Raw genomic sequence first — 22,656 nt, forward strand, 5'->3', positions numbered from 1 at the left:
CTGTATCGGGCGGGGGTGGGTCGGGCGATGCGTGGTTCGGATCGGCAGACGGGGTCGATGTTCAGCTATGTGAGCCCGGAGGCGCTGGTGCCGCCGGATTACCCGCTGCGGGCAATTCGGGTGCTGGTGAATGCGGCGCTGGAGCGGCTGTCCGGGGATTTCGATGCGCTCTACGCCGCCGGCGGGCGGGACTCGATCGCGCCGGAGAAGCTGCTGCGAGCACTGCTGTTGCAGGCCTTCTACTCGGTGCGGTCCGAGCGCCGGCTGATGGAACAGGTGACCTACAACATGCTGTTTCGCTGGTTCATCGGGCTGTCGATGGACGCGCCGGTGTGGGACGTGACGGTGTTCACGAAGAACCGGGACCGGCTGCTGCGGGGCGAGGTGGCGGCCAAGTTCTTCGCGGCCGTGCTGGCCGACCCGCAGGTGAAGCCGCTGCTGTCGTCGGAGCATTTCTCCGTGGATGGCACGCTGATCGAGGCCTGGGCCTCGATGAAGAGCTTCCGGCCGAAGGATGGCTCCGGCGCGCCGCCCGGCCCTGGCCGCAACGGCGAGCGTGACTTCCACGGCGAGAAGCGCAGCAACGAGACCCACGCCTCGAAGACTGATCCCGATGCGCGGCTGGCGCGGAAGTCGAACGGGCAGGCATCGAAGCTCTGCTATGCCGGGCATGTGGTCATGGAGAACCGGCACGGCCTGGTGGTGGCGGCCACCACGACACGGGCGACCGGGACCGCCGAGCGGGATGCGGGCAAGACCATGATGGCGGGGCTGGATCGCGCGCCGCGCAGCACGCTGGGCGCGGACAAGAACTACGACACCAGGGATTTCGTGGCGGCCATGCGCGACCTTGGGGTGACGCCGCATGTGGCGCAGCACACCAACGGCCGGCGCTCGGCGATTGACGGGCGAACCACGCGCCACCCCGGCTACGCGGTCAGCCAGCGCATCCGCAAGCGGATCGAGGAGGTATTCGGCTGGGGCAAGGAGATCGGTGGCATGCGCCGGACGCTGCTACGAGGCCTTGAGCGGGTCGGATGGAGCTTCACGCTGAGGGTGGCGGCCTACAACCTGATCCGCCTGCCAAAGCTCCTGGCGGCACCTGCCTGACAGCCGCCGGACGAAGGCCGCATACCATAGTTTGCGGCAGATAGCCGCCACGAACCCAGCGTCGCGGCTCCGCTCGCGCTACCCAACCGCCACCACAACGACGACAACTCAGGCCCGTAGCGGCGAATTTCCGCAGCCTGCTAAGCTTGGGGCGTCTGCTTTGCCCGTAAGCCGGCATCGCAGGGGACCCAGCAAACAAGGGTTTCGACGAGCGGCAGCCGCGCGCTGATCGTTGCGGCGGGCCGATTGCCAGATGCCTCGTCCTTATCTCGTCACCGGCGCAGCGTCTCGACCCTAAGCTCCCGCCACAGCCAGCCGAAATCATAGCTGGCCATCGGGTTCCCAGGCTTCTGCCGCCCGGAATGGTTCTCCAGCATCTTGAGCCAGGCCACCACTGCCGCGCGTCCCTTTGCGGTCTTGGCCGCCGCTCGCGGAGTCTTGCCGCCGAGTGCTGGGACCGGTTCGTCCAGCACACGGCGATAATGGGCGTCGAGCCCCTGATGGACCACTTCGCGCTCCTGTTCCGGCGACAGGCCCGTGGGCGCGGGCGGAGGGCGCTCGGTCGCCAGCATCTGGTCCAGATCGGTGCGCTCGGTGAGCGGCGCCCGCACCAGGTCCGCCAGCACCGGCTCCAGCATGGCCCGGCCACGCTCGGCGCGCGCCGGCGAATTGACGGCAAGTGACAGGCGGCGGCCTTTGAACTCCACGGTGCCGAGCACGAGCGATCCATCATCCATGGTCGTGATGAATGTCTGCCCGGTCGCCCGACGCGGAACTGTCTGCGCCTTCGCCCCCGGCTCGGCCAGCCAGTTCCAGAAGCCAGCGTTTTCCTGCCGCAGGGCTGGGATGGTGGCCAGCGCCGCGCGCAGCCTCGGCGCGGTGACACCGGCGAGAAGAGGGAAGTGCAACGTCGTGAATTCCAGCGGATCGCCATCGGTGTTCAGCAATTCCGCCCGGTCCGTGCGCTCGGCCGACTTCAGTGTGGCGTCCAGCCAGAGGTTGGTCACCAGAAAGGCGCCTAGGCCCAACAACGTGTCAGGCGTGAGAATGCCGGCCAGCCGCTCCGCCTCCGCCTCAATGCCGAGCTCGCGCGCGACCACGGCCACGTCACGGGGCGCCTGGTTGCGGACGCGGCCCAGCGAGGCCAGCAGTGCCTCACTTGTGTCGCGGTCGAGGGCCAGGAGCGTGCCGCTGATCACGGCGCGGTCGCGTAGGGGGATGATGCGTGTGGCGATGCGGTCCCAGGGCCGCAGTCCCTGAGAGCCGCTCTTCTCCCAGACGCGGACCGGCTCGCCGCCGCGGACCAGGTCGCGCAGCAGCATGGATTCGCCTCGCACGAGCCCGCTCACCTCGTAAAGGCTGATGACCGAACGGCGCAGCCCAGCGATGTACTCGCGGGTTGAGACGCTTTCCTTCCACCCACGGCGACGGAGGTAGTCATCGACGATGTTCCGGCCATCGGGCAGGTCGGTCGCGAGCAGATCCTCGAAGGCCGCGCCGAAGAGGTTGGAGGCGGCATACTTGCCGAGCGTGTCGCCAATGTCCTCCGACGCAATGCCGGCGCCAGCGCAGGCCTTGGCGCTATGGCGCTCGATCAGCGTCGCGAGTGCACCGCGCCATTCCTCGCGCCGCGCCCAGGCGATCAGTCCAGAGATGTCATGCGGCGGGGGCAGGGTGCGGCCTTGTGCTTGGGATGACCGCTATGCTTCCCCGGCCCGCATCTTGTCGCAATACCGTGGGTGGAGAGCGCTGTTTTGCGGTCCCAGACTCGACCGGTAGCCGGTCGCGATGCGCAACCGGCCGGTGTGTCTCGGCGAAGATTTGCCTCGATTTCAGTGACTTGAAGCTTGTAGACTAAATCGCCCAAGTCCCGAGCTTCGGAGAGAGAATGGCCTCCGGAGCGACGCAAATGCCGGTCGTTGCGTTCTCCAACCCTCGAGCCGTCGCGGCAAAACCCCAGGAAACCTGCGGTTCACGGCGCTACCGGCGCATGAGAAATATGAGGTTGGAAAACCGACTGGAGCAGCAGTGGCAACCGGATTCCAACCTGCTCTGGTGTTCGTGAGACGCGTCTCACCGGCTGCGCCATCCGCCTATGCCGGAGCAGGGGCGCTGGCTCGGCCAGGTGGTGCGCGGATATCCCGCGTATCACGCGGTGCCCACCAACTCGCAGGCGATCACGTCGTTCGTGCACTACGTCACCTGGCACTGGAAGCGGGCGCTCGGGCGCCGCAGCCAAAAGGGCTACGTGACCTGGACACGGATGGCGCCGGTCGCCGCGCGGTGGCTGCCGCCCGCCGGGGGTCCAGCACCCGTATCCGCAGCAACGCTTCATCGTCAAACACCCGAGGTGGAAGCCGAGTGCGTTAGCAGCGCACGCTCGGATCTGTCCGGGGGGCGCCCGGTAACGGGCGTCCCTACCGGGATGGCCTGCATAGAGTCTGCATTCTGCGCGACGATAATGAGAGTATTACTGAGAATGCAATCGTGTATATGTTTTCGTGTATGTCCGAAAGTGAATTGCTTGACATTAGGTATTTCCGTAGCATATGATTATATTCACAAAAATCGCGATGCTCTGGACAGGAAGTCTCATGGCTGAGAAAAATGATTGTCCCCACTGCCACGCAGGGGATCTGTATTACAACATAGCTATGCGACGACGGCTTTTAGCTGCCGTGTCGGAGATTGGGAAGCCGCACAAGATTCTTTATAATTTGATATCGCCGCTTTTGAAGAACGCGACCAATATAAGAACTGTAAGAAAAGATTACACATGCTCTGCATGTAATGAAATGGCCTTCAAGTGCCCGCACTGTGACCGCTGGTCTGAGTTGAGCGCGGCGCCGAAGCAGGGTGAAACTATAACGTGCAGTCTATGTGGGATGCAATCAGTTTTTCGATTAGACTAAACACTATTTTATATTAGATATAATGTCCAATGTATTTATTTATTTTAATATAAGGTGTGATTTTATCTTGATTGTGCCGCCATCAAACTGTCGTACGCCAGGGTAATCCTGCGAAACCGCTCCTCTGCTTCGGCGCGCTGGCGACTATCCAGATGCCGGACCACATCCGGGTGGCATTCCTTAACCGCCTGCCGATAAGCACGCTTGACCTCGTCCAGTGTCGCGCTCGGGCGCAGCCCAAGTGTCGCAAAATGCGTCGAAACAACAAACACCTCGCGCAGGGCAAGTAGATCGGCTTCTGCTATCGAAAGCAAGCGGCCGAGGTGCTGAAGGAATTCATCTGCCTGTGATTTAATCGGACCCTGTGCCGCCGCCACCCTGTACAGCATACGGATTGCCTTTATTCGGTCATCACCCGTTAGCTCGTCTCCTATGTCGGTGGCGAGGCGGCCCGGGTCAAACCATGGCGAACCAAGGGGCGTGGATGCCGCACGCTTTAGGTTCCTACGCAAGACTTCCAGTCCGTACTTGTCCAACTGCCATGCTTCAGTCAGAGCCTCACGAGCAGCTTTCGCGTGGCTCTGTTCTATCGATCCTTCCATTTGGACCGCTGCAAAGGCCGCGTCGCTCATCGCAGCGAGCACATGACGACGATCGAATTTCGTCGCCTCCAGCTGAACACCCTCGAAAAGTGCGGGTCCGATCGCCTTGCCCTGATCCTTGACGGCCCCGACCTCAAGATCGACACACGCATCGGGGTCGGGAAAAGCAACAAATGGAATGTATGCGCGACCTACAACAGACTGCCCGTCCGCTCTGATTGGTCCGCCTGTGACGATATCGCCGTCTTTATCAGCGTAGTCGTCGTGCCTTGACTTGATATAGAGCCCACCTTGCTTCGGCCTAACCAGAATGATGCAGCCGTCCAGGGCGCGGGCGCCTGAGCCCTCCAACTCAATAAGTATGGTCAAGCCATGACCAGAGCTTCCAACTTCGAATTGTTGAAATTTCGCTCTTGGGAAGCTAACGGGATCGTCGCGTGTGAGATACTCGATCGCCTTCCCCGCGGCAAAAACTGCCACTGGTATCAGCAGCGGAAACAGTGCCATTCATGCCTCCGATCAATAAGCTTCTTGATGGACGGAGAATTTTCCTCTGGAGTTGAAGATCGGCGCAGCCATCACCTCCCCAGAGGGTATGCGGCGCAGGTTTCTTCGACAACCGGATTGATTGTGCCCCGACCATGTCGGCGCGGGACGACTGAGGTGCCCCGCTGCACCACCAAATCATGCCGAGGCCACCAGCGTGATGAGCTTCGATTGCAGTTGCGCATTCTTGCGGCCGATCAGCGCCGGCGTCCGGGAGTGGCGCGGGGGTCGTCAAACTTGCCCGCGTAGCGAGCGTCGCTCAGGTAGTCGAGGCGCCGGACGATGCGCGCGGCATGTCCGCGGCACGCTGCCAGCGCCTCGTCGTGCCCGAGCCCGGTGAGGCATTCTGCCGGAAGGCCAAGCAGTCCGGCGATGTCCTGCGCTGATCGCGCGTTGGAGGGCGGTAGGACACTGATGGTGCCAGCATTATCGAAGACTGTCCGGCCTGCCGTGCCGTAGCACGCCTCCATCTGATGGATGCTCTGGAAGATCGCGGTAACTCGGCACCCATACCCACGAGCCAGCGTGAACGCGGTCTCGATCTGGGGCACGGGTCCTATGGTCCCAGCCTCGTCGACCATGACCAGGGTGGTGCTGGAAGGCGGCCCCTTGCGCCGGAAGATTGCGTCAAGAAAAAGCGATAGAAATAGCCGGAGGGCCGGGCCGTGACTCTTGAGTGCCATCTGAGGCCAGGCAAGGTATACTGCTATGTTGTCGCCTGTTGTCAGCGAGGTGAGGTCGATATCGGCGCCAGACAATGCTTGGCGCAGCCCCAGGCCTGAAAGTAGCCGGAGCGGCGCCTGGGCACTGGCCAGGACACCACCTCGAGTAATTTCTGGCATTTGCAGGAAAGTCGCGAACCCCCGATGGGCTTCGGCGGGCATTGCTGGATCCGTATCCAGCATGCGCGCGATAGCGTAGACGACGTCGTCGCCCGTCAGGAGGTCCATTGCCTCCGAGAAGTTCCGCGGTCCGTCCCCCGGGCGGCCGCGTCTTGCAGCCGCATCGTGCAGGGCAGCGGCCAGCAGGCTGTTACCGGAGTTAGACCAGAACATATCACGACCAGGATCGGTGGGCGAAAAGCTCTCGGCGACGGATCGAGCGGCGGCTGCGGGGTCCTCCGATTCCGCAATAGGCTGCAACAGATCCAGACCCACGGGCTGGTGCTCGGGGAGCAATCGGAAGGGATCGATAAGTAAGACGCGCCTGCCGCTTCGCGCGGCATGGCGCTGCGTGGCGCGGAACAGCTCCCCCTTTACGTCGAGAATTACCATGGGGCCGCAATGATCCAGGATCCCCGGTATGACAATGGATCGGGTTTTCCCGGAGCCTGTCGGCCCGAATACAAGGTGATGGTCCGTCGCGTCCCCGTACACAGGCTCGGCACTCGGGCCGCCCGACAGGGCGGCCCTGAAGCCGATTTGGCGCTCCGCTCCATGTGGCCTTAGCCAGCCGAGAAGCGGACCATCGTGGGATGCGGGCGGAGACTTGCGAAACCTCATGGTCCGCCTCCCTCCTCGGCCGGGTTGGATGCCTCGTCCCCCCTCAACCGAGGTGCTCGAAGAAGTCACGGATGGCATCGCCCGCCGCGGCCCGTGCGCCGGCACGAAGTGCGGCCTCTACCGCGGCATCAGCATCCCGCGTGCGAACCCAGGCGCTGGCCGCGGCCATCGCCGCGCTGGTCGCGATGTGCAGCGCATGGGTCTTCAGATAGACCATGAGCGCGGTGGCCAGGGCCCCCGCGGCAATGGCGGGGGCGGCCAAAATGATCGGAAGCGGCATGGACAGGTCCTTTCCTCGCTGGGATGCGGTGGTTGCCGCAACCGAGGTGAGGATGGGCCCGGCCGAGAGAGACAAGCGCGTGCCACGGGAACGTCTTGCAGAGTCTTGCGCGGCTACTTGTTACACGCCCGCGCGCCAAGCTACGCTTTCTCGCAAGCTCGGGGGCTGACCGAATGTCTGAATTCAACCGCTTCCCGAATTTCGAATGGCTGATGGCGAATGCCGACAGCCGCTACCCGCGGCTACCCTCCTCGGACAAGCAGGTAGCGTCGATTCTAGGCTTCCACGCGGCCCAGGTTTCGCGGATGCGGCGAGGCGACCGCAGCTTGTCCACCAGGGAGGTTGAACGACTTATAAACGAATGCGGACTTATGGAGATGCATCCAGAGTTCCAGGCGACGTGGTTCGACTGGCCGCTGCATCAGTTCGTGACGCAGATGCAGGCGATCTCCTTCGGCAGATGGAAGGGCGACCAGCCACTCGACGGCCTCTCAGCTCTTCTTGCCGCCCTGCCAAACGCAAGGCTGGTTGAGGAACATGATCTCACACAGCTGACTAGCCGAGCACTACAGCGTGGCGACCTTGGCCCAGATATCGCGATGGACCTTGTATCCAAGGGATCGATTCCGACGGGTGCTAGGTTAGGGATCCAGTTGCGTGAACCCGGACCCGACATGGCGAGGCAGGTCGTCAATCGGACGACGACCTGCCTGCTGCTGTACCGGCCGGTCCGGGACCCCTTCTTCAAGGCCGCGCCGTGCGCACAACGCGGTTGTCTGCATCTGCTCGATCAGAGCTGGGAGCCGATAACGAACTATCCCGTCCCGCCGCGCATGTGGTCTCAGATGGTGATCATAGTTGCACCTGAGACCCGAGATGAACGACGACCGTACGGCTTCGCCGTGAGCAACGTGCCGGAACGGCTCGAGTTGCTCTTGGCGGTGTTTGGCCAAGCGATCCCACCGCTGCAGACTTGGTCCGAGCAGGGCGGGGAGGGGCTGCCCGAGCAGAGGGAAAGCCTTCGGAAGCATCTTGCGGAACCGATCACCAAGGAGCGGCCAAGAATTGCGGGCCGGATGTTGATCGACGTCGTTCCGCCGCTACAGCCAGCCCGCAAATGAGTAGCGACAGGCGCGTCCCCGGACTGCTGCATGCGCTCCGGGAAGCCTGGGCGGCGCTTGCAGGGCCGTCGCAAAACTGGAGCGAGCCCGACGTACGCCTTTTCCGGGCAGCCATGGACGCTTTGTTGCCGCTAAGCTTGGCAGCCACCGACCGACATGGGATCGTTGCGAGCGTCGAGGCTCTCTCCTATGGCTGTCGGTTCTGCCTGACAATCGGGGATGTGGAAGAAGGTGAGCGAGTCCTTGGCCTGCTCAAGATGCGCCTCGCCGACCTTGGTGACCGATCGGTCAGCACAGGCTACGGCTCAACCGTTTCCCAACTCGAATCGGAACTCGCAGCCCTGCGGGCGTCCGGCGTCGCGCTGACAGACTTCGTCGAGGTCTTCTTCGACACCGCCGGCCGGTTGCTCGGCGTCGTGGCCGATACGAGCCGAACGCCCGAGAGCGCGGCGGTCATGCTGCAGCGGGTCGCCGAATTGCCGGTGAATCAAGCTCAGGATGGTCTAACGACCCTGGTCAAACTGGCGAGCCGAATCGTGGATCATCGCTTCGGCGCCGGGGACCGCGGCGAGGTGTTGGAATGGCTCGACATCGTGGAGCCGTACATCCCGCGCTGCGACCCGGAACAAGCACTGCGTCTGGCCGGGGACTGGTCTACCCATTATCGCGTCACGGCGTTGGATGGCGGTGCTGAGCGGCTGGCCGACGAGGTTTGGCTACGCTTTGAGGCAATGATTGGCGCCATTCCCGCACCACTGGAAACAGACGCCTCTGCGTGGCCTGCCCACAAGGCGTCAGTTCGCCATAAACATGAACGCTATGCCGCTCTCGACCATGCGATTTATCGAGCGAGCAGCAAGGAGGAACTGAATTCACTCCTGGCTGGAACCGCGGCGCACGAAGTCCCTCCGGATATGCGACCTGTGTTGGAGCGCTTATTTGGAAGCAACAGCACGCAGCGTGACGGGTGGAGTGGCCCAACCAGTAGTGACCCGTACGCTAATGTATTCCACCTCAGGGAAGCCTACCGGCTGCTGGACGCCAGTCGCTGGAGCGAGGCCGGCGAGTTGCTTGCACGGCTGCTGAACGACGGTGTGGAGACCGACGGTGACCTTGCCTGGAGCGTGCCCTACCTCCTTGCCCGTTGTGTCATCGCGACCGCTCCTGACCGTCCCCGTGTGCGTCCCGTAGCGACCGCCTTGCTGAAGCACGCGATACGGGGGCTCGAGCGGCAAAAGCTGGAGGTTGCGGCCAAGGCTGCAGGCGCCCTCTCCCCCGTAGGCAGCGGACCTACGAACGACGCCTACGAAATGCTGCGCGACTTGTTGCTCGGTCAGAGCCGGGTCGGCGAGGCAATTCGCGTCGAAGCGCTACGCATCGAACAAGCCTGCCGACTTCCCAACGCTGCCAAAGACGCGTCGCTGCGCGCCCTCGCCGCGGAACGTCTTCCCGCCTTCCCTGCGGAGCGCGTCCATTGGGAGGAATGGCAGCGAAGCGCTGCGCAGCTCCGGCCGGGCGGAGGCAGCCGGTGGCTGGCGCTGATGGCGGCACAGCCGCCGGAAATCGACCTGGCGCACGAAGCCGGTTTCGGCGGGCAGAGTCCGGCAGCGGGAGAGCTTAGCCTCGGCTTCCTGGCGGCCGCAGATGAGATCCAGATCCTGGCCAGGGACCATCGCGGGATCGAGCATCTGCGGCGGGTCCGCATCCCCGCGATCGAATTCAATCGAGAACTCTTGGCGTTCCAGATGGTGGTCCGCAATGTACGTGACGACGAAGCAGTCGCGGCGTCAGCGGCAAGGCTGGGTGCGATCCTGTTCGATCCGCTTACCGACCTGCTCCGCCAGGAGGCGCCGCACCGCTTGTTGATCGAACCAACGGGGGCGATTAGCCACGTACCATTCGCAGCCCTGCGCGTGGATGGGGCTTGGCTCGCAGAACAATACGAGATCCTGCTGCCGGGTGGCTGGCCGACCCCCGCGAACGACGACGCGCGATCTAACAGCCTGGTCAGCGTCTGCGTTTCCCAGCGCGGCCGGCGGGACGTGCTGCAATGGGTGGAAAAGGATCGGAAGGAGATCGAGGCCTTCGCAACAGCCACCGGAATGGACCTACGCTCAATACCCGAACCAGAAGCGCGCCGCGATGCCGTGCTTGATCTGCTTTCGAGCCCTCCACGCATTTTGCATTTTTCTTGCCATTTTGATGCCAAGGTCGTCGATATGGCGAAGGCCGCGTTCCGGCTCGCCGACGGCGATCAACTGACGGTGGAAGACCTCAGTCGGTGCCCGCTGAGCGGCGTCGATTTGGCGTTGTTGCTCGGCTGCGAGACAGCGTCACGCCCACCCGCCGCGCTTGACTCGGCGATTGTCGGTGTCGACGCGGCGTTGCTCCGCCTGGGCGTCCGTTCCGTGGTCTCGACTCAATGGCCTGTGGATGATCAGGCGAGCCATCTCTTCCTCAAAGCGTTGCTGGCTGCACTTCGGGAAGCTGGGGTGAGCAAGGCAGCCGCGGTGCGGCAGGCGCAGCTCGCTGTGATTAGGTCCGACACAGGAATGTTCCGACACCCGATACATTGGGCCGCCTTTAGCCTGGTCGGTCAGGGCTAAAGCCGACCACGCTGCTCAGCCCCGCAAGACTCTGCAACTGCAGAGGCTAAGCGGCACGGCCCTCGGTCGCGCAGCATAGGTTCCGCACACAGCCGGTGGTCTTCCCGGCTTGTCCGGAACCGAGGCGCTGGTCGGCGCCAGTCTCCGGTTGAGTGCACCGACCCAAGGATATCGCGATCATGGGCCATGTGAGGGCTAACCCTGCGGCGGCGGCGGCCACGCCGCGACACGCCTCGGGTACCGGCGGGCCGCCGCTCCCCCAGACGGGCGTGCCGAGCGCCAAGGGGGCCGCACCGGCGTGGAAGCCCCTTCTCGACAACGCTGATCCTGGCTTTTCCAGCCGCTGGCTTTGGTTCTTGCTTCTCGCCACTGCCGGGGTGTTCATCGCCCGCGACGGGTGGACGATGTTCGAGACCGGCCAGCCCCGCGCGCTCGTCGAAATCGGTCTTGGGCGAATTGTCTCGGCGTCGCAAGAATGGCCCGTGCTTCGCCCGGCGGTCGCTATGGTCATCGGCATCGAGCACTTCCTCGCCGCAGCATGGCTGTTCTGGTTAAGCATTGTCATGCTCCGCCGCGTGCCCGTGCCCCGGCCCAGCGGTAGCGAGATGCTGGTGTGCGCCACAAGGCAGGTGCGGCACCTGCGCCTCGACAGGGCGATCGGTGGTTTGCTGCTCCTCGGCGCCGGCGCGATCCTCGCGGCGCATGCCGCCGAGTGGATCACGATGGCAAGCCGCCACGTCCCGGCACTCCAGAATCTGCCGCCCGGCGCCCTGATCGTCTTGGCGGGCGGGATCGAATTCCACGGTATCCAGAAGCTTCTGCGCGCCGCGGTGGTGTACTTCTGCCCCGCTGAGCGCTGCTTCCTCGTGGTCATCGCGGACCCGCACAATCACGGTATCAACAATCGGCTGATCATTGGCGACGGATCATTCGGTGGCGCTCGGCAAATCTGCTTGTACCATGAGCAGGTCTTCAGCGTACGTCATGACGTCTCGCACTTTAGAGGGCGTTTCCTCGGCATGGGCGACATCGTCCTAGAAGTGCAGGACGCGCCCAACGGCCCGAGACGGACCGTTATCGTCCAGGCACCTGCTTCGATTGCTAAGACGCAGAAGATTGTCGACACGCTGGCCGGTATTTGGCGCGTCGCGCTGCGGCGGGACCAAATCGGCATCCTCGGCCGGGGCGCGTGACCGAGGTGTCTTGAGACGAGCCCGGCTCGCCCTGCCCTCCGGACAGGGCAAGCGAGCCGGCCAAGGCAGGTGGATGTCCCCAGCCCTTCGAATGCGCCGGCCGAAGCGGCGCTTGCCATCATCGCGCGGGACCTTCGGCTCTCCCGGCCTCTGCAGAACGCCTCAACAAGGAGAACCCCGATGACCTTCTTCCGCAATTTCTTCGCCGACGAAGACGCGTGCAACGACGCCGTCCTTGCGGCGGCTGACGCGGCGGCCAAGCACCCCGAGGAATGGGGGCGGGCGGTGATCACCGTCGCGGGCTCGCCCCTCGGTTTCGGGGCCGTTGCTCGCGCGGAGGGCGGGCTGGAGGCCGCGCGTACCGTGAACGACTGGGTTGGCGGCGTCGCCGACATCCCCGACGTGAGTCGCGAGATCGGCGAGTGGGCCGGGCCGCCGCTGGCCGGCCTGGCGGCCTGGGGCGCTTGCCATGCGCAGAACGCTATCGATGGCTGGGGGGCGACGCCGCCGCCGTCTGGCCTCGAGCCCGTCGCCAACCCGGCCGGTGCGCACGACTGGGCTGTTTGGGGCACCATGACGGGTGACGGGTTCGGCGGCACCGATCGCTCGCAAGGCTCTGCCTTCGATCCGTCGTCGAGCACCTGGGCGGTCCCGTATCCCACGATGGAGCCCAGTTTCGTCGACATGGGGCCGCCCTCTAGCTCGGATAGGGGCCTTGCCTTCGACCCGGGCCAGGCGCCGGGCTGGAGCGCGCCGGCGACCGTAGCGGACTGGCAAAACTACTTGTCGGGACCGTCCAATGGTGGCGGCCATGTGGCGGTCGACAGCAGCAGCGGGGGATCCGGCAGCGGCGCGTCGAGCGCCGGCAGCGCCGCCCACGACAGCGGCAGCTCCGGCCAGGGCGGTTCCAGCGGGTCGGGCGGCATTTAGGCAGCGGAGGGGCCAGCAAGCTGGCCCCTCCAACACCAAGCCCTCATTTCACAGCCCAGTATCAAACCCCCAACATGCCATGAGGAGATGCAGCATGCAGCCTATGACCAAGTGGAAGCTCAAGATGGCCTTCTCCGTCATCATCGATGGTGTTGACCTTCTCTTCGGTCTCATCCCCGGTGTCGGCCATGCTGGCGAGTTCATCGGGATTTTCTTCGCCATGATCCTGTGGGGCTGGCGCGGCGGCATCTATGGCCTGGAGATGCTCGACGTCACGAATGTGGCGGACGGCTTCATCCCGACGGCGTCATTGATCGGCTGGTCGAAGAAGGCGGACTACGAGGCGCGGCAGTTGCAGTGGCACGCGCGCAACCGGCCAGCGTCTTCGAGCACCACCTTCACGCTGGCTGAATAGGCGGGCTGCTGCGTCGATGTGGCTGACGCGGTTGATGGCTGTCGGCCAGGGTGTCCGATACTGATGCCGTGTCCCCCATTTAGCCAGGGGCCGGGAGATCCTCGCGCAATCGCTGCTCTGCTTCCGTCATCGCCGCCGAGCCGATGTCGATCGTCGCAGGCACAATCGGTCGCGCAGGCCGACGGCGACGGGAGAACTGCGCCCAGACAGCACCCGAAATCGACCGTCTTTCGCTTCGAGAGTGACCATCGGGCGGTCAGGCGCGACGCGGTTGTCATCCGGGCGCCTTAACCATTGCAGGTGCAGGCGGATCACCGATAAGCTTGTTGCTCAATAGAAGGATCGGCTGGACATCCGGGGACCTCGGTCCACGCCAAAAAGAAGGTAAAAACCCTGGCTGATAGAAGTTGTCAAGCAGGCAATATATCGAAAGGATCAAGTCAATGAAATGTAAGATCTGCGGCAGCGAAAATGTGCGAGCAATGTCAAAAGACTACTTGACTACACGAGAGTCGCTAGAGCCCACAGTCGCAACTATGAATGTGAATAGGGCTGGCGGAGACCCATACACAAAGTTGGTCCACGCGGGATTCGCCATGGCCACTCTTTACGGAAAGATGGCGGCTCGAAAATCCTTCTCGCAAGCATATCATTGCTCTGACTGTGACAGAGGTTGGCGAGAGTGGAAAGACGTGCGCGACTGGATTTAAAGACGTTAAAAGTAAGAGCCAGAACCGGCGTCGTTAGAATTGTTGCTGTTTTGCATATTCTGTGAATTTCGTGACGGGTGAAAGATCTTCTCGGTGCGGCAGTCACTCTCGTCGGAAGGCGGCTTTTCCGTGCCGCCGATTTTTATATTTTAGACTGAAATACGATATTTTTTGACGTCATCGGTCAGATTTTCTTCAGTATTGGATTGGTTCTTTGAGTTCGGCCGGGCGCCGCATAGGGGGGGCGCCGTAAAGGCTATTTCACCTCTGCGTCACCTCAAGCCGTTTCGTATTTGTGCGAGCCTGCATTTTGGTGTTTGTCGGGAGATAGATGTTTGATCGTACTGACTCCACACCCCCACCCCGGTCTCCGCTACCACCAAGTATTTCACTGGAAAGGCGGGAGCAAGCTGACGACCAAGGGCTCCAACAAATTGAACGGCGCCGTCCGTTCGTCGGCGGTGATGCTGCTGGAGGGAAATAAGGCGGCCGCACAAGGGGGAGCGAAGACTGCTGCTGCGCACTTCAGTGTCAAAATCATCTCGAGCCTGCTGGCTCGTGTCGTACCCATCGTCGGTGCAGGCATCTGCGCCGGTGTAAACATCTGGTTTGTCAACGGGATGATCGATGCCGCGAAGCGGTATTACCGCTTCAAGAATTCGGTCTTGGAAGGATAAGCTCCCCTTGATGGGCAGCACTCCGGTGCAGCACCTTTGTGGTCGCGCGCCTGGATTGCGACCTGCCGATGGCCTGCGGTGAGCCTCACAAAAGAGGAGAGGCACCCACTTCGCCCAACCCTCATCGAATGGAGAACCTAATGCCTGCACCGGTCATTATGCTGACGCCGTTGGTGCTCCAAACCATCCGAGCATCGGTAGACTACATCACCGCCCGAAGCGAGATGGAGGCGCGCCGCCAGCAATTCGCGCTGGAGCTTCGGGCGATGGAGTTGGACCGCGAAGTTGAAAGGTTCAGGATCGAGAGCCAGCGCGAAGTGCTGATGGGCCTGCAGACCCTGGCGCGGCATGCCTTCGACCGCAACATGGACGGCCTGTTGCACGTCTTCGATCGAACGCACGAGGCGCTCGTCGAGTCCCGCCGGGCAGTCGACGAGCAGCTGAACTCGATCGCCGAAATGCGGTATCGCGGCAGCCCGAACGCGATGCAGATGGCCGAGATGGGCCATCGGGAGCGGGAACTGCAGCGGAACCGAGAGCAACTCGATGGGATGGTGAGAGGCATCGGGGATGAGTTTGGGCGCCTCATTGCACACTTGCGACTTCAAGGCCCAGCGAGCCAGATGGCGGCAGCAATCCAAGGCCGTATTCAGAATGACCGGTAAACTGTCACTCGCACCGGCAGTCCGAAGTGGCTTTGTTCTTATTTTTATTGTGCTAACACTTTTCGGCTGTGTGCCTCCGCCGCGACAACCCACCTCGGAGGAGGTTCAGGCAGCAATCGACAAATATCGTTCAGAAATACTCATTCAAATTAGTGACGATCCGCAGTGGTTCAAAAACTTAATGGAATTCAAGTGGCAAATTGAATACAATAGTCAGGTAACTGAGCAAATAAACGGAAGAATTGTTCAGAAGCCCATAATTAGTGTGTGGAAGATAAACCAAACCGCTATAGTTCCTATGGTTATTTTATCTGTAATTATTATGTTTGTGGGAATGAAGCAGGGATGCCTTGTGTTTTTTGTTGGCCCTGCCATCTTGAACATGGCAGTATTTGCTGTTGGTCTAGTTGCCGTAGGAGTACGCGCAATTTTTTCCTCAAGTGGCTTGGCTGTTTCGTGGGAGTTTGTTTGGTTTCTTGGGTTTGCGTCGATCATTATATTGGTTCCGTCGGCACTGTTGATCGCCGCTTCGGCCGGAAGCGTTGGCGCGGTCGTCGGGCGAGGCATATCGATAATGGGCCGGCTTCGTTCTAACATTGATGTTGCGGCACAGCGGCGAGCAGCAGTTGCTCGACAGCAGGCGGCCGAAGCTGCTCACAAGCAGGGGCAGTTGCGCGACATGGTTGCCAGCTTGGCTAGTTTCGCGGAGCTTTTGGGCCATTCTCCAGATGAAGACCGTCAGATTCTTGTGCGTATTTTAGAAATTCTTAATTCTATGCAGGAAGCCAAGCGCGAAGGTCCATTGTCCGAAGATTTGCGATCAGATGTACAGCTTGTTCTTGGCAAAATAGAGAGTTCCGGTCATAAGAATAGTATTGCTTATAACAAATTAAGTTTTCTTAGGGATGCCCTGTAGGAGATGATCGTTGCAGTATCGTCGTTTGGTTCGCGGTATTGACATTGGAGGGGTTCATCTCGCCGTGACATCAGACTGGATGCGTCGCCATGACTGAAATTGCGAACCACACGAGGCCCAAGCGCGTCCCCGGCCGGAAGCCTCGCACCGGGCAGCGCGAGGAGCTGCTCCGCATCTGGGGCCACGTCGACGACGACGGCCGCAAGATTCTGTTGTTCGTTGCGCGGCAGTTGGCGCGGGAGCAAGGTCCGGTGCCGGTCGACACGCCATTGATGATCACCGACTGCGTTTTCTGACCGCGCTCACGGCACGCGCCGCTTCGTCACCTGGACCGACAGACCCGCCGCGGCAAGATCTACGGTCGAGGCGCTGACGTTCCGCGCCGTCACGCGCACGCTGTTGTTCGACCACACATGGCAGTCCAGCACGAACGCGATGCTGCTGGTGTCGAGCGATGCATCGGCGAAGTCGCCGCGCCGCGCGCCAGGCACCGTGACGTCGATGTTCGCCGTCGCGCCTGCCGTAAGGCTCGGCAGGTCCCAGGTCGTCTCCAGGGCCAGGCTGCGCGTCCCGATCGGCACTGCGGGGCAGGCATAGAGCACGGCGGGTGCCGCCTCCGGCAGCGCGAATAGCCGCAGCGCCTCCACTTCTATTTGCCCATCAAATCCGACGATCCCGACCTGCGCAAAAGCTACCCCGGCGCCGACCCGAATCGTCTGGCGCCGGTTCAGCGAGGCGTCTGCCATCACCGCGCCGGCGTTCCACCCCTTCGCCGGTGCGTTCCACTGCATGGTGGTTCCAGACGCCAGCACGTCGCCGGCGACGTTCTCCCGCACATTCGCGGCGCCATCGAAGACCCGCACGAACAGCCGCCCACCATCGACGCCGCCGACCAGCCAATGTGCCAGCGCGAATTCCTTCGCCGAGGAGGTGTCCACAACGAAAGCCATGCCGCGATTGGCGTCCAACAGCAGCCCGCGCGACGTCGCCGCGATCCCGTCCAGCCCGTTGAAGCATAGCCCCGCCAGCGTGGTGGCCGCGGTGGTGGACGTCGCCAGCGTCGCCAGCTTCTCGACGCCGATCTCGGTGACGCTCTGGCGGAAAGCCGCGGCGCGGAGGTTCGGCACCGCCTCCAGCACCCGCAGCAGCCGCGAGGCGGGGGCGCGGTGGCGGTTGATCACCGCGTTGCCGGCGCGGTCGGCGGTCGCGGTGTAGTCGATCCGCACCGCATAGGTGTTCGCCCACGCCACCTCGTATTCACAGTCGGTGGCGCTGCCGGTGTGCCGCGCCACGATCGGCGAGCAGGCCTCCATGCGCAGCGCGCGGCCGATGATGGCGGTGCCGTCCGTCTCGTTGAGGAACGGGATGGCCACGTTCGGGTCGAGCTGCCGCAGCTCGAAGTTGGGCCCGTCGAAGACGTGCCGGTTGTGGTTGTTGTAGCCGCCCGCGCCGCGCGAGAAGCGGATGCCGTAGCGGTCGATCGTGGGATTGATCCCCGTGGCGCAGGCGAAGTGCCCGCCGTAGTAGCGCACGGAGGTGTTCCAGGCCGTTGCCGTCTCGGCTCGGATGTCGAGCCCGTAGCGGTTGTTCAGGATGCGGAGCAGATGGAAGGTGCTGTCCTCCACGCCGCGGCCATCGCCCAGCGTGCGCATGCCGATGGTGAAGCCCGAGATCAGGCGAAGCTCCACCACCGAGGCGTCGATGTTGCGCACCAGGATCCCGATATCGGCCTCGGAGGCCCAGTCGGACTGGATCTGCCGCACCACCTGCAGCCCGGCATAGAGCTTCTCGCCGTTGCGCGTGGTGCCGCCATCGCCCAGCGTCAGCACGGTGGCGGGCGCATTAGCCGCGCCGGTGTAGCGGATGACGCCGCGCATGATCAGCCCGCGGGCGCCACCGCCGAGCGTGACGCCGCTGCCCACGTTCCAGGTGCCGGGCGGGATGACGGCGAATTTCTGGTCCGCCGCCGCCCGGTCAAAGCAGGACTGGATCGCCGTGCGGTCGTTGGCGACGCCATCGCCCAGGCCGCCAAAATCGGTCGGCAGCACCGCCTCCCGATCGCGGAGGTACTTCGCGAAGTCGGTCTTGTTGAGATTGGCGTTGAGGACCATCAGGTCATCGATGCGTGCCGGCATGGCGGGCTTAATCCTCATTTGTGTGAAGCAAACCGCCATGCTGGTGCATTCGTTCGGGCCATCGCTCGATGCGAATCTGCCGTTGTCACATCGTCGTGGGCTGTGGGAGACTGTTGCATTCTCGTCAGGGCGGAGGAATCAGTGGCTGCCGACAGCAAAGATGAACATGAATGGGCTTGGGAGTTTCACAAACAGTGTGATGCACTTTTGCATAGTCGGCTTGCGGCCTATTTTACTGGGCAGAGTTTTTTGTTAACCTCATTCACACTAATCATTATAAATCCAGCGCACGGACCTAAAATTTTGTTATATCTAGTCGCGATCTTGGGTTTATTCACCGGAATTATTTGGTTGTTCGTGAACGTGGCAATGTTCGCGCGTCTTGAAGCGTTAAACGAAAAATACTTATTCAGGAAGAATGAAGATCGACTTCGCGTAAAATTCAAAGCCATAGAAAATGATAAAGCCGAAAAAATGCGCGATGTTTTCACATTCTATATTCGTGATTCTATACAAGAGACGAATTTGTGGTTTCCTCTGCCCTCTCCCTTGCGACTATATAAGTACTTTATCCCATATGCTACGCCCTTCTTGTTTGTATTCCTCTGGGCAGCTATTTTAATTTGCCTCTCGTTTTCACTGTTTTAGCAATCAATACGTTGCTGTGTTTCCACTGATATCTTCCTTTTGTGTAATTAATGGTAAAGTCACTACAGAGGGGCGGCGGTGACCGGGCCGGCGAAGGCGGAGACGTTGCCCTCGGCCGAGACGCTGCGGAGCCAGTACCAGCGGGTCTGGCCGGTGGTGAGGCCGGTGCGATCCCAAGGGAGAGCGGTCGGCTCCGCGACCAGCTTGGTGGCGGCGGCGAGGCTGGCGCTGCTGGCCTCGAAGACCTGCAGCCGGACAGCATCCGCGGGAAAGCCACCCGACAGGCGCACGCCGCCAGCAATACCGGTCGCGACCAGGCCGGAGGCGGCGGCCGGAACCAGCGCCTCCCGCCAGCCCGACACCGCCCCGCTGCGCGCCTGCGCCCGCACCCGGAAGGCGGTTGGCTCCGCGGTCGGGATGGCGACGGCGGTGGCGCCGAAGCCGCCGGCATAGCCCTGCCACACGGCGACCGAGGTCGGGCGGAACTCGATCTCGTAGCCAGCGAGATAGGCGGAGCCCACCGCCGACCAGGAGACGGCGATCGCCGTGAAGGTCGTGCCGAGCGGCGTCTCCACCAGGATGGCGGCGGGTGCTGCAATCACGCCTGGGTTCGGCAGCACCACCGACGGGTTCTGCCCCGTCGCGCGCTCATCCGTCGCCGGGTTCCAGGCCCAGACGGCCGGATCCTCCTCCGCCAGCTGCAGATTGACCCCGCCATCCGGTGCCAGCGACCATCCCGTCACCCGCGCCGGGAATGGTGTGAGCCGTTCCAGCGCAACCGTCACCCCATCCCAGGGCCGCAGCCGCAGCGCCGAGAGGTTGGCCTGCATCGCCACCTCGCGCTGGCGCCGGTTGCGCTCCAGCTCGATTTTCATCAGGCGCTGGACGGTGGCCGCCGAGGTGGTGAGCGGGAACTCCATGTCCCGGTAGATCGCCTCGCCGCCATCCTCGGTGACGTAGTTGCTGGCCAGCAAAGGCGGCGCATCGGTTGGCTGCCAGGCCGCGGCCGGCTCGACATAGACGGCGCGCACCCCGTTGAAGAGATCCCGCCGCGGGCGCGAGCCCACGATGGTGACATCGCCACGCAGGTCGTCGGAGGTGAGTATCGCCGCCGGGAGCGCAGGGGCGCCGGCGTGGATGTAAAACCGGCCGCCCGAGACCACCAGCGCGCCGGCCATGGCGGCGACCAGCTTGCGGGTGATGGCGATCTTGCCCTCGCCGAGGGTGACGGCGCCGTTGACGGTGTAGCGCCGCTCGGCGGTGCCATCACGACGGCCCATGATCTCGTCGCAGATGTTGGCGGCCGCCATGAGCGCCGGGAGATCGATATCCGCCCAGGCGGCACGCCAGCCAAAGGGCGAGGTCAGGTACCAGGCCAGGCAGAGCGCGGGATTGTCGGACCAGCCGGTGGCGCCGGTGCGCGGATCGAGGATGGTGTCCGCCCCCTCGACGATGGCGGAGAGGCTGGGCGCGCCGGAGGGGAAGGCCTCGGGCCGCAGCTTGAGGCGCACCGCGAGATAGGCGCGGCCCTGGCCGCGATGGGCGGCGGTCCACTGGCCGCCGGTGTCCGCGACCAGGTTTGCATTGGCGGCCTGGCCGGGATCGCCCAGCGCGCGGTCGATCCGCAGCAGCCCGGCGAACTTCGCGTCGGTGGAGGCGGTGCCGTTCAGGAACACCTCGCCGATAGCGCGGACGCGATGCGCGGCCAGCACCACGACGACATGCAGGAAGCCGTCGGCGCGGCCCTCGTCATCGGTGGCGGAGTGCAGGAACACCACGGGGCCCGATGTGCGACAGCGCCCGAAGACGATCTGGTGCTCGGTGATGGGTTGGCGGAAGGACTGGGTGCGGCCGGCGCCGGGCGTGCGTGGATCGAAGCCGGAGCCCGGCCCGGTGTCCGTCCCTGGCGTGACGTTGGCGCTGCGGGCGGCGGAGGGCGACTTGGGGCGGAAGACGGCGGCCCCGACGGCGGACACCACCAGGGCGGCGCCGGCGGCCGCCACGGCGCCCAGAACGTCGCCGCCAATGACGGCGGAGGCGGCGGCACCCGCCGCGGCGGCGATGAAGGGGATGGCGACGGGCATCAGCCAACCCTCCAGGCGATGGCGCAGGCGGTGATGGGGAGGCGGACCAGGCCCGAGGCACCGACGAAGGCGGCGCGGCCGGCGTCGAGCACGACGCCGAGGCGATCTGGGTTGGCGGCAAGCACCACGTCGCCCGCGCCGGCGAAGGGCACCGGCACGCGCGGATAGCCGGCGGTGTCGGCCATCTCCGCCAGCGTGGGGCAGTGCTGCCAGGAGGGCCGCTCGCCCGTGCAGGCCACCACCGTGGCCATGGCAAAGCGCCCGCAGTTCCAGCGCGCCGCGTCGAAGGGCCGACGCTCAGCCGCGGTGATCAGCGCCGCGAGCCGTTCCGGCCAGTCGGGCAGCCGGGTCACTGGATGGGCAGCCGGATCTCCGCCTCCTGGAGCGCGGGGACGTATTCGAAGAATCGATCGCCGGGGTATTCCGCCTGCTGATCGGCGTCGGTGTAGCGCCGCACCTCGGCCCGCTCGAGGTCCACCAGCCGGCTCTCGCAGGCCAGCGCCACGGAGGGTTCGGCGCCGTCCGTCACCTCCATCGTGTCCATCAGCCCCGCCCAGAGCGGGAACGGGTCCGCCACGAAGGCCCCCTGCGCATCCAGCAGCGCGCCCCACAGCGTGACCGGCCGGAGCCGGTAGCTGCGCTCTGCCAGCGCGATATCCACCACCTCCTGCGGCACCGGCGAGAGCGCGAGGGTCAGGCGGACGGCACGCAGCTCCACCGTCTCCTCCACATCCGAGATGGCGCCAATGCTACCGGCGCCCTCGAACACCTTCCCCGCCCAGTCGAGCGGGCCGAGCCCGGTCCAGACGCGAAAGGGGCCGGTGGCGAAGTCGAGCTCGACCAGCACGACCGGCGTGGCGATCGGCGCCGTGGCGGCGGACGCCGCCTGGTTGCTGAGGCGTGGGGTGCCGGACATCAGAGGGCCTCCTCCAAGCGGATGGTGACGGCCGCGAAGGGCCCGGGCCGCGTCGGGTTCGCCGCCTCGTCATCCGAGACCAGCCGCATTGGCACGCTTGGCACGGAGAGGGTCAGCGGCTCCCCAACCACGACCGCGGCGCGCAGCGGCGGCGCAATGGCGATGGTGGCGGTGCCGGCACCGGAGGCAGCGACCGCGGCCGTGGCGATATACAGCCGCCCGCCGAGGCCGATGTAGTCGCCCGCGCCGACCGCCACCGTGCTCGGCCACAAGCCCTGCGTCACGATCGACAGCGCGCCGCGGGGCGCACCGGCGGCCAGGGACGGATTGCCGGATCCCACCACCAGCCCGGTGCCGTCCGTGAAGATGGTCGCGTCCGAGAAGCTGTACGGCCCGGTCGGCACATCGCCCTGGCTGCGCGGATCGCCGGTCCGGTACTCCCGCCGCCAGTCCCAGATGCGCACCGTGTTGGCGGAGCCGGCGAGTGCGGCCAGCAGCCCGTCCATCACGCCGGCCTGCACCCGGCCCAGCGGCTCGAAGTTCGCCTCCGCCACCCAGCGCGCGCCCTCGCGCCGGAGCACCTGCGTGGCGCGGGTGACGGGCGAGACGAACCGCAGCGTGTTGTGCTGCAGATAGAAGCTGAGGCGCGACGGCCGCAGCACGCTGGGCCAGGCGTATTCCGTCATGC

20 protein-coding genes are annotated in these 22,656 nt (G+C 63.9%); 11 read left to right on the forward strand and 9 right to left on the reverse strand.

Annotated elements, in window-relative coordinates; translation table 11 throughout:
- The first annotated feature begins 27 nt into the window (after nt 1–27).
- On the forward strand, nt 28–1,110 hold the full coding sequence (locus BM041_RS28655) for an IS5 family transposase (protein ID WP_092963340.1): 1,083 nt from the start codon (nt 28–30) through the stop codon (nt 1,108–1,110).
- A 272-nt stretch (nt 1,111–1,382) separates the two neighbouring features.
- On the opposite strand, the gene BM041_RS28660 is transcribed toward BM041_RS28655, so the two are convergent.
- The 4 genes from BM041_RS28660 to BM041_RS28675 all read right to left on the reverse strand — a co-directional run bounded on the left by BM041_RS28660 (nt 1,383) and on the right by BM041_RS28675 (nt 6,952).
- Entirely contained in the window at nt 1,383–2,432 is a 1,050-nt protein-coding gene (locus BM041_RS28660; protein ID WP_092963348.1) for a hypothetical protein, read from the reverse strand.
- Nucleotides 2,433–4,084: 1,652 nt separating this feature from the next.
- On the reverse strand, nt 4,085–5,131 hold the full coding sequence (locus BM041_RS28665) for a J domain-containing protein (protein ID WP_092963350.1): 1,047 nt from the start codon (nt 5,129–5,131) through the stop codon (nt 4,085–4,087).
- A gap of 236 nt (nt 5,132–5,367) precedes the next feature.
- Complete coding sequence (locus BM041_RS28670; RefSeq protein WP_139226227.1) at nt 5,368–6,750, reverse strand: type IV secretory system conjugative DNA transfer family protein; 1,383 nt, start codon at nt 6,748–6,750, stop codon at nt 5,368–5,370.
- Nucleotides 6,716–6,952 carry a hypothetical protein gene (locus BM041_RS28675; RefSeq protein WP_092963354.1) on the reverse strand — a complete coding sequence of 79 codons (237 nt, stop codon included), beginning with the start codon at nt 6,950–6,952 and terminating at the stop codon, nt 6,716–6,718. Before BM041_RS28675 ends, BM041_RS28670 begins: the two co-directional genes overlap by 35 nt.
- 173 nt (nt 6,953–7,125) lie before the next feature.
- Between BM041_RS28675 and BM041_RS28680 the strand changes: the two genes are divergently transcribed.
- From BM041_RS28680 to BM041_RS28710, 9 genes are all read left to right on the forward strand, one after another.
- The gene (locus tag BM041_RS28680) at nt 7,126–8,073 is read left to right on the forward strand and encodes a hypothetical protein (protein ID WP_139226228.1); all 948 of its coding nucleotides are present in this window, start codon (nt 7,126–7,128) and stop codon (nt 8,071–8,073) included.
- Nucleotides 8,074–8,210: 137 nt separating this feature from the next.
- The gene (locus tag BM041_RS28685; protein WP_217648887.1) at nt 8,211–10,679 is read left to right on the forward strand and encodes a CHAT domain-containing protein; all 2,469 of its coding nucleotides are present in this window, start codon (nt 8,211–8,213) and stop codon (nt 10,677–10,679) included.
- 179 nt (nt 10,680–10,858) lie between these two features.
- Entirely contained in the window at nt 10,859–11,872 is a 1,014-nt protein-coding gene (locus tag BM041_RS28690; RefSeq protein WP_092963360.1) for a hypothetical protein, read from the forward strand.
- A gap of 180 nt (nt 11,873–12,052) precedes the next feature.
- Complete coding sequence (locus BM041_RS28695; protein WP_092963362.1) at nt 12,053–12,802, forward strand: hypothetical protein; 750 nt, start codon at nt 12,053–12,055, stop codon at nt 12,800–12,802.
- Between the two features lie 94 nt (nt 12,803–12,896).
- Nucleotides 12,897–13,217 carry a hypothetical protein gene (locus tag BM041_RS28700; protein ID WP_139226229.1) on the forward strand — a complete coding sequence of 107 codons (321 nt, stop codon included), beginning with the start codon at nt 12,897–12,899 and terminating at the stop codon, nt 13,215–13,217.
- Nucleotides 13,218–14,262: 1,045 nt separating this feature from the next.
- Complete coding sequence (locus BM041_RS30300; protein WP_139226230.1) at nt 14,263–14,604, forward strand: hypothetical protein; 342 nt, start codon at nt 14,263–14,265, stop codon at nt 14,602–14,604.
- A 140-nt stretch (nt 14,605–14,744) separates the two neighbouring features.
- Nucleotides 14,745–15,269 carry a hypothetical protein gene (locus tag BM041_RS28705; RefSeq protein WP_139226231.1) on the forward strand — a complete coding sequence of 175 codons (525 nt, stop codon included), beginning with the start codon at nt 14,745–14,747 and terminating at the stop codon, nt 15,267–15,269.
- Nucleotides 15,259–16,185, forward strand: coding sequence for a hypothetical protein (locus BM041_RS30305; protein ID WP_139226232.1), 927 nt, complete (start codon nt 15,259–15,261; stop codon nt 16,183–16,185). Before BM041_RS28705 ends, BM041_RS30305 begins: the two co-directional genes overlap by 11 nt.
- A gap of 89 nt (nt 16,186–16,274) precedes the next feature.
- Complete coding sequence (locus BM041_RS28710; protein WP_092963368.1) at nt 16,275–16,481, forward strand: hypothetical protein; 207 nt, start codon at nt 16,275–16,277, stop codon at nt 16,479–16,481.
- Nucleotides 16,482–16,487: 6 nt separating this feature from the next.
- Here BM041_RS28710 and BM041_RS28715 read toward each other — a convergent pair whose 3' ends face one another.
- Nucleotides 16,488–18,320, reverse strand: a complete 1,833-nt coding sequence (locus BM041_RS28715; RefSeq protein WP_092963370.1) for a hypothetical protein — start codon at nt 18,318–18,320, stop codon at nt 16,488–16,490.
- A gap of 141 nt (nt 18,321–18,461) precedes the next feature.
- Between BM041_RS28715 and BM041_RS30310 the strand changes: the two genes are divergently transcribed.
- A complete protein-coding gene (locus BM041_RS30310) occupies nt 18,462–18,968 on the forward strand; it encodes a hypothetical protein (protein WP_139226233.1) in 507 nt (168 codons plus the stop codon).
- A 62-nt stretch (nt 18,969–19,030) separates the two neighbouring features.
- Here BM041_RS30310 and BM041_RS28720 read toward each other — a convergent pair whose 3' ends face one another.
- Genes BM041_RS28720 through BM041_RS28735 form a run of 4 tightly spaced genes read right to left on the reverse strand, consistent with a single transcriptional unit; the run spans nt 19,031 to nt 22,654 of the window.
- The gene (locus BM041_RS28720) at nt 19,031–21,052 is read right to left on the reverse strand and encodes a phage tail protein (RefSeq protein WP_092963372.1); all 2,022 of its coding nucleotides are present in this window, start codon (nt 21,050–21,052) and stop codon (nt 19,031–19,033) included.
- Nucleotides 21,052–21,405 (reverse strand): DUF6950 family protein, encoded by a 354-nt coding sequence (locus BM041_RS28725; protein WP_092963374.1) that lies wholly within the window; start codon nt 21,403–21,405, stop codon nt 21,052–21,054. The genes BM041_RS28720 and BM041_RS28725 overlap by 1 nt, the downstream gene beginning before the upstream one ends.
- Nucleotides 21,402–21,968, reverse strand: coding sequence for a hypothetical protein (locus tag BM041_RS28730; RefSeq protein WP_090562575.1), 567 nt, complete (start codon nt 21,966–21,968; stop codon nt 21,402–21,404). Before BM041_RS28730 ends, BM041_RS28725 begins: the two co-directional genes overlap by 4 nt.
- Nucleotides 21,968–22,654 (reverse strand): hypothetical protein, encoded by a 687-nt coding sequence (locus BM041_RS28735; RefSeq protein WP_092963375.1) that lies wholly within the window; start codon nt 22,652–22,654, stop codon nt 21,968–21,970. Before BM041_RS28735 ends, BM041_RS28730 begins: the two co-directional genes overlap by 1 nt.
- Nucleotides 22,655–22,656 lie beyond the last annotated feature (2 nt).

It is taken from the genome of Falsiroseomonas stagni DSM 19981, assembly GCF_900114315.1.
GTDB lineage: Bacteria > Pseudomonadota > Alphaproteobacteria > Acetobacterales > Acetobacteraceae > Falsiroseomonas > Falsiroseomonas stagni.

What these genes read in the sequence shown, in the direction of transcription:
- BM041_RS28730 (WP_090562575.1), bottom strand. Translation starts at nt 21,968, where the DNA reads ATGTCCGGCACCCCACGCCTCAGCAACCAGGCGGCGTCCGCCGCCACG.
- BM041_RS30305 (WP_139226232.1), top strand. Translation starts at nt 15,259, where the DNA reads ATGACCGGTAAACTGTCACTCGCACCGGCAGTCCGAAGTGGCTTTGTT.
- BM041_RS28665 (WP_092963350.1), bottom strand. Translation starts at nt 5,131, where the DNA reads ATGGCACTGTTTCCGCTGCTGATACCAGTGGCAGTTTTTGCCGCGGGG.
- BM041_RS28695 (WP_092963362.1), top strand. Translation starts at nt 12,053, where the DNA reads ATGACCTTCTTCCGCAATTTCTTCGCCGACGAAGACGCGTGCAACGAC.
- BM041_RS28690 (WP_092963360.1), top strand. Translation starts at nt 10,859, where the DNA reads ATGGGCCATGTGAGGGCTAACCCTGCGGCGGCGGCGGCCACGCCGCGA.
- BM041_RS28710 (WP_092963368.1), top strand. Translation starts at nt 16,275, where the DNA reads ATGACTGAAATTGCGAACCACACGAGGCCCAAGCGCGTCCCCGGCCGG.
- BM041_RS28735 (WP_092963375.1), bottom strand. Translation starts at nt 22,654, where the DNA reads ATGACGGAATACGCCTGGCCCAGCGTGCTGCGGCCGTCGCGCCTCAGC.
- BM041_RS28720 (WP_092963372.1), bottom strand. Translation starts at nt 21,052, where the DNA reads ATGCCCGTCGCCATCCCCTTCATCGCCGCCGCGGCGGGTGCCGCCGCC.
- BM041_RS28700 (WP_139226229.1), top strand. Translation starts at nt 12,897, where the DNA reads ATGCAGCCTATGACCAAGTGGAAGCTCAAGATGGCCTTCTCCGTCATC.
- BM041_RS28670 (WP_139226227.1), bottom strand. Translation starts at nt 6,750, where the DNA reads ATGCCATCCGTGACTTCTTCGAGCACCTCGGTTGAGGGGGGACGAGGC.
- BM041_RS28675 (WP_092963354.1), bottom strand. Translation starts at nt 6,952, where the DNA reads ATGCCGCTTCCGATCATTTTGGCCGCCCCCGCCATTGCCGCGGGGGCC.
- BM041_RS28655 (WP_092963340.1), top strand. Translation starts at nt 28, where the DNA reads ATGCGTGGTTCGGATCGGCAGACGGGGTCGATGTTCAGCTATGTGAGC.
- BM041_RS28705 (WP_139226231.1), top strand. Translation starts at nt 14,745, where the DNA reads ATGCCTGCACCGGTCATTATGCTGACGCCGTTGGTGCTCCAAACCATC.
- BM041_RS28715 (WP_092963370.1), bottom strand. Translation starts at nt 18,320, where the DNA reads ATGCCGGCACGCATCGATGACCTGATGGTCCTCAACGCCAATCTCAAC.
- BM041_RS28680 (WP_139226228.1), top strand. Translation starts at nt 7,126, where the DNA reads ATGTCTGAATTCAACCGCTTCCCGAATTTCGAATGGCTGATGGCGAAT.
- BM041_RS28660 (WP_092963348.1), bottom strand. Translation starts at nt 2,432, where the DNA reads ATGCTGCTGCGCGACCTGGTCCGCGGCGGCGAGCCGGTCCGCGTCTGG.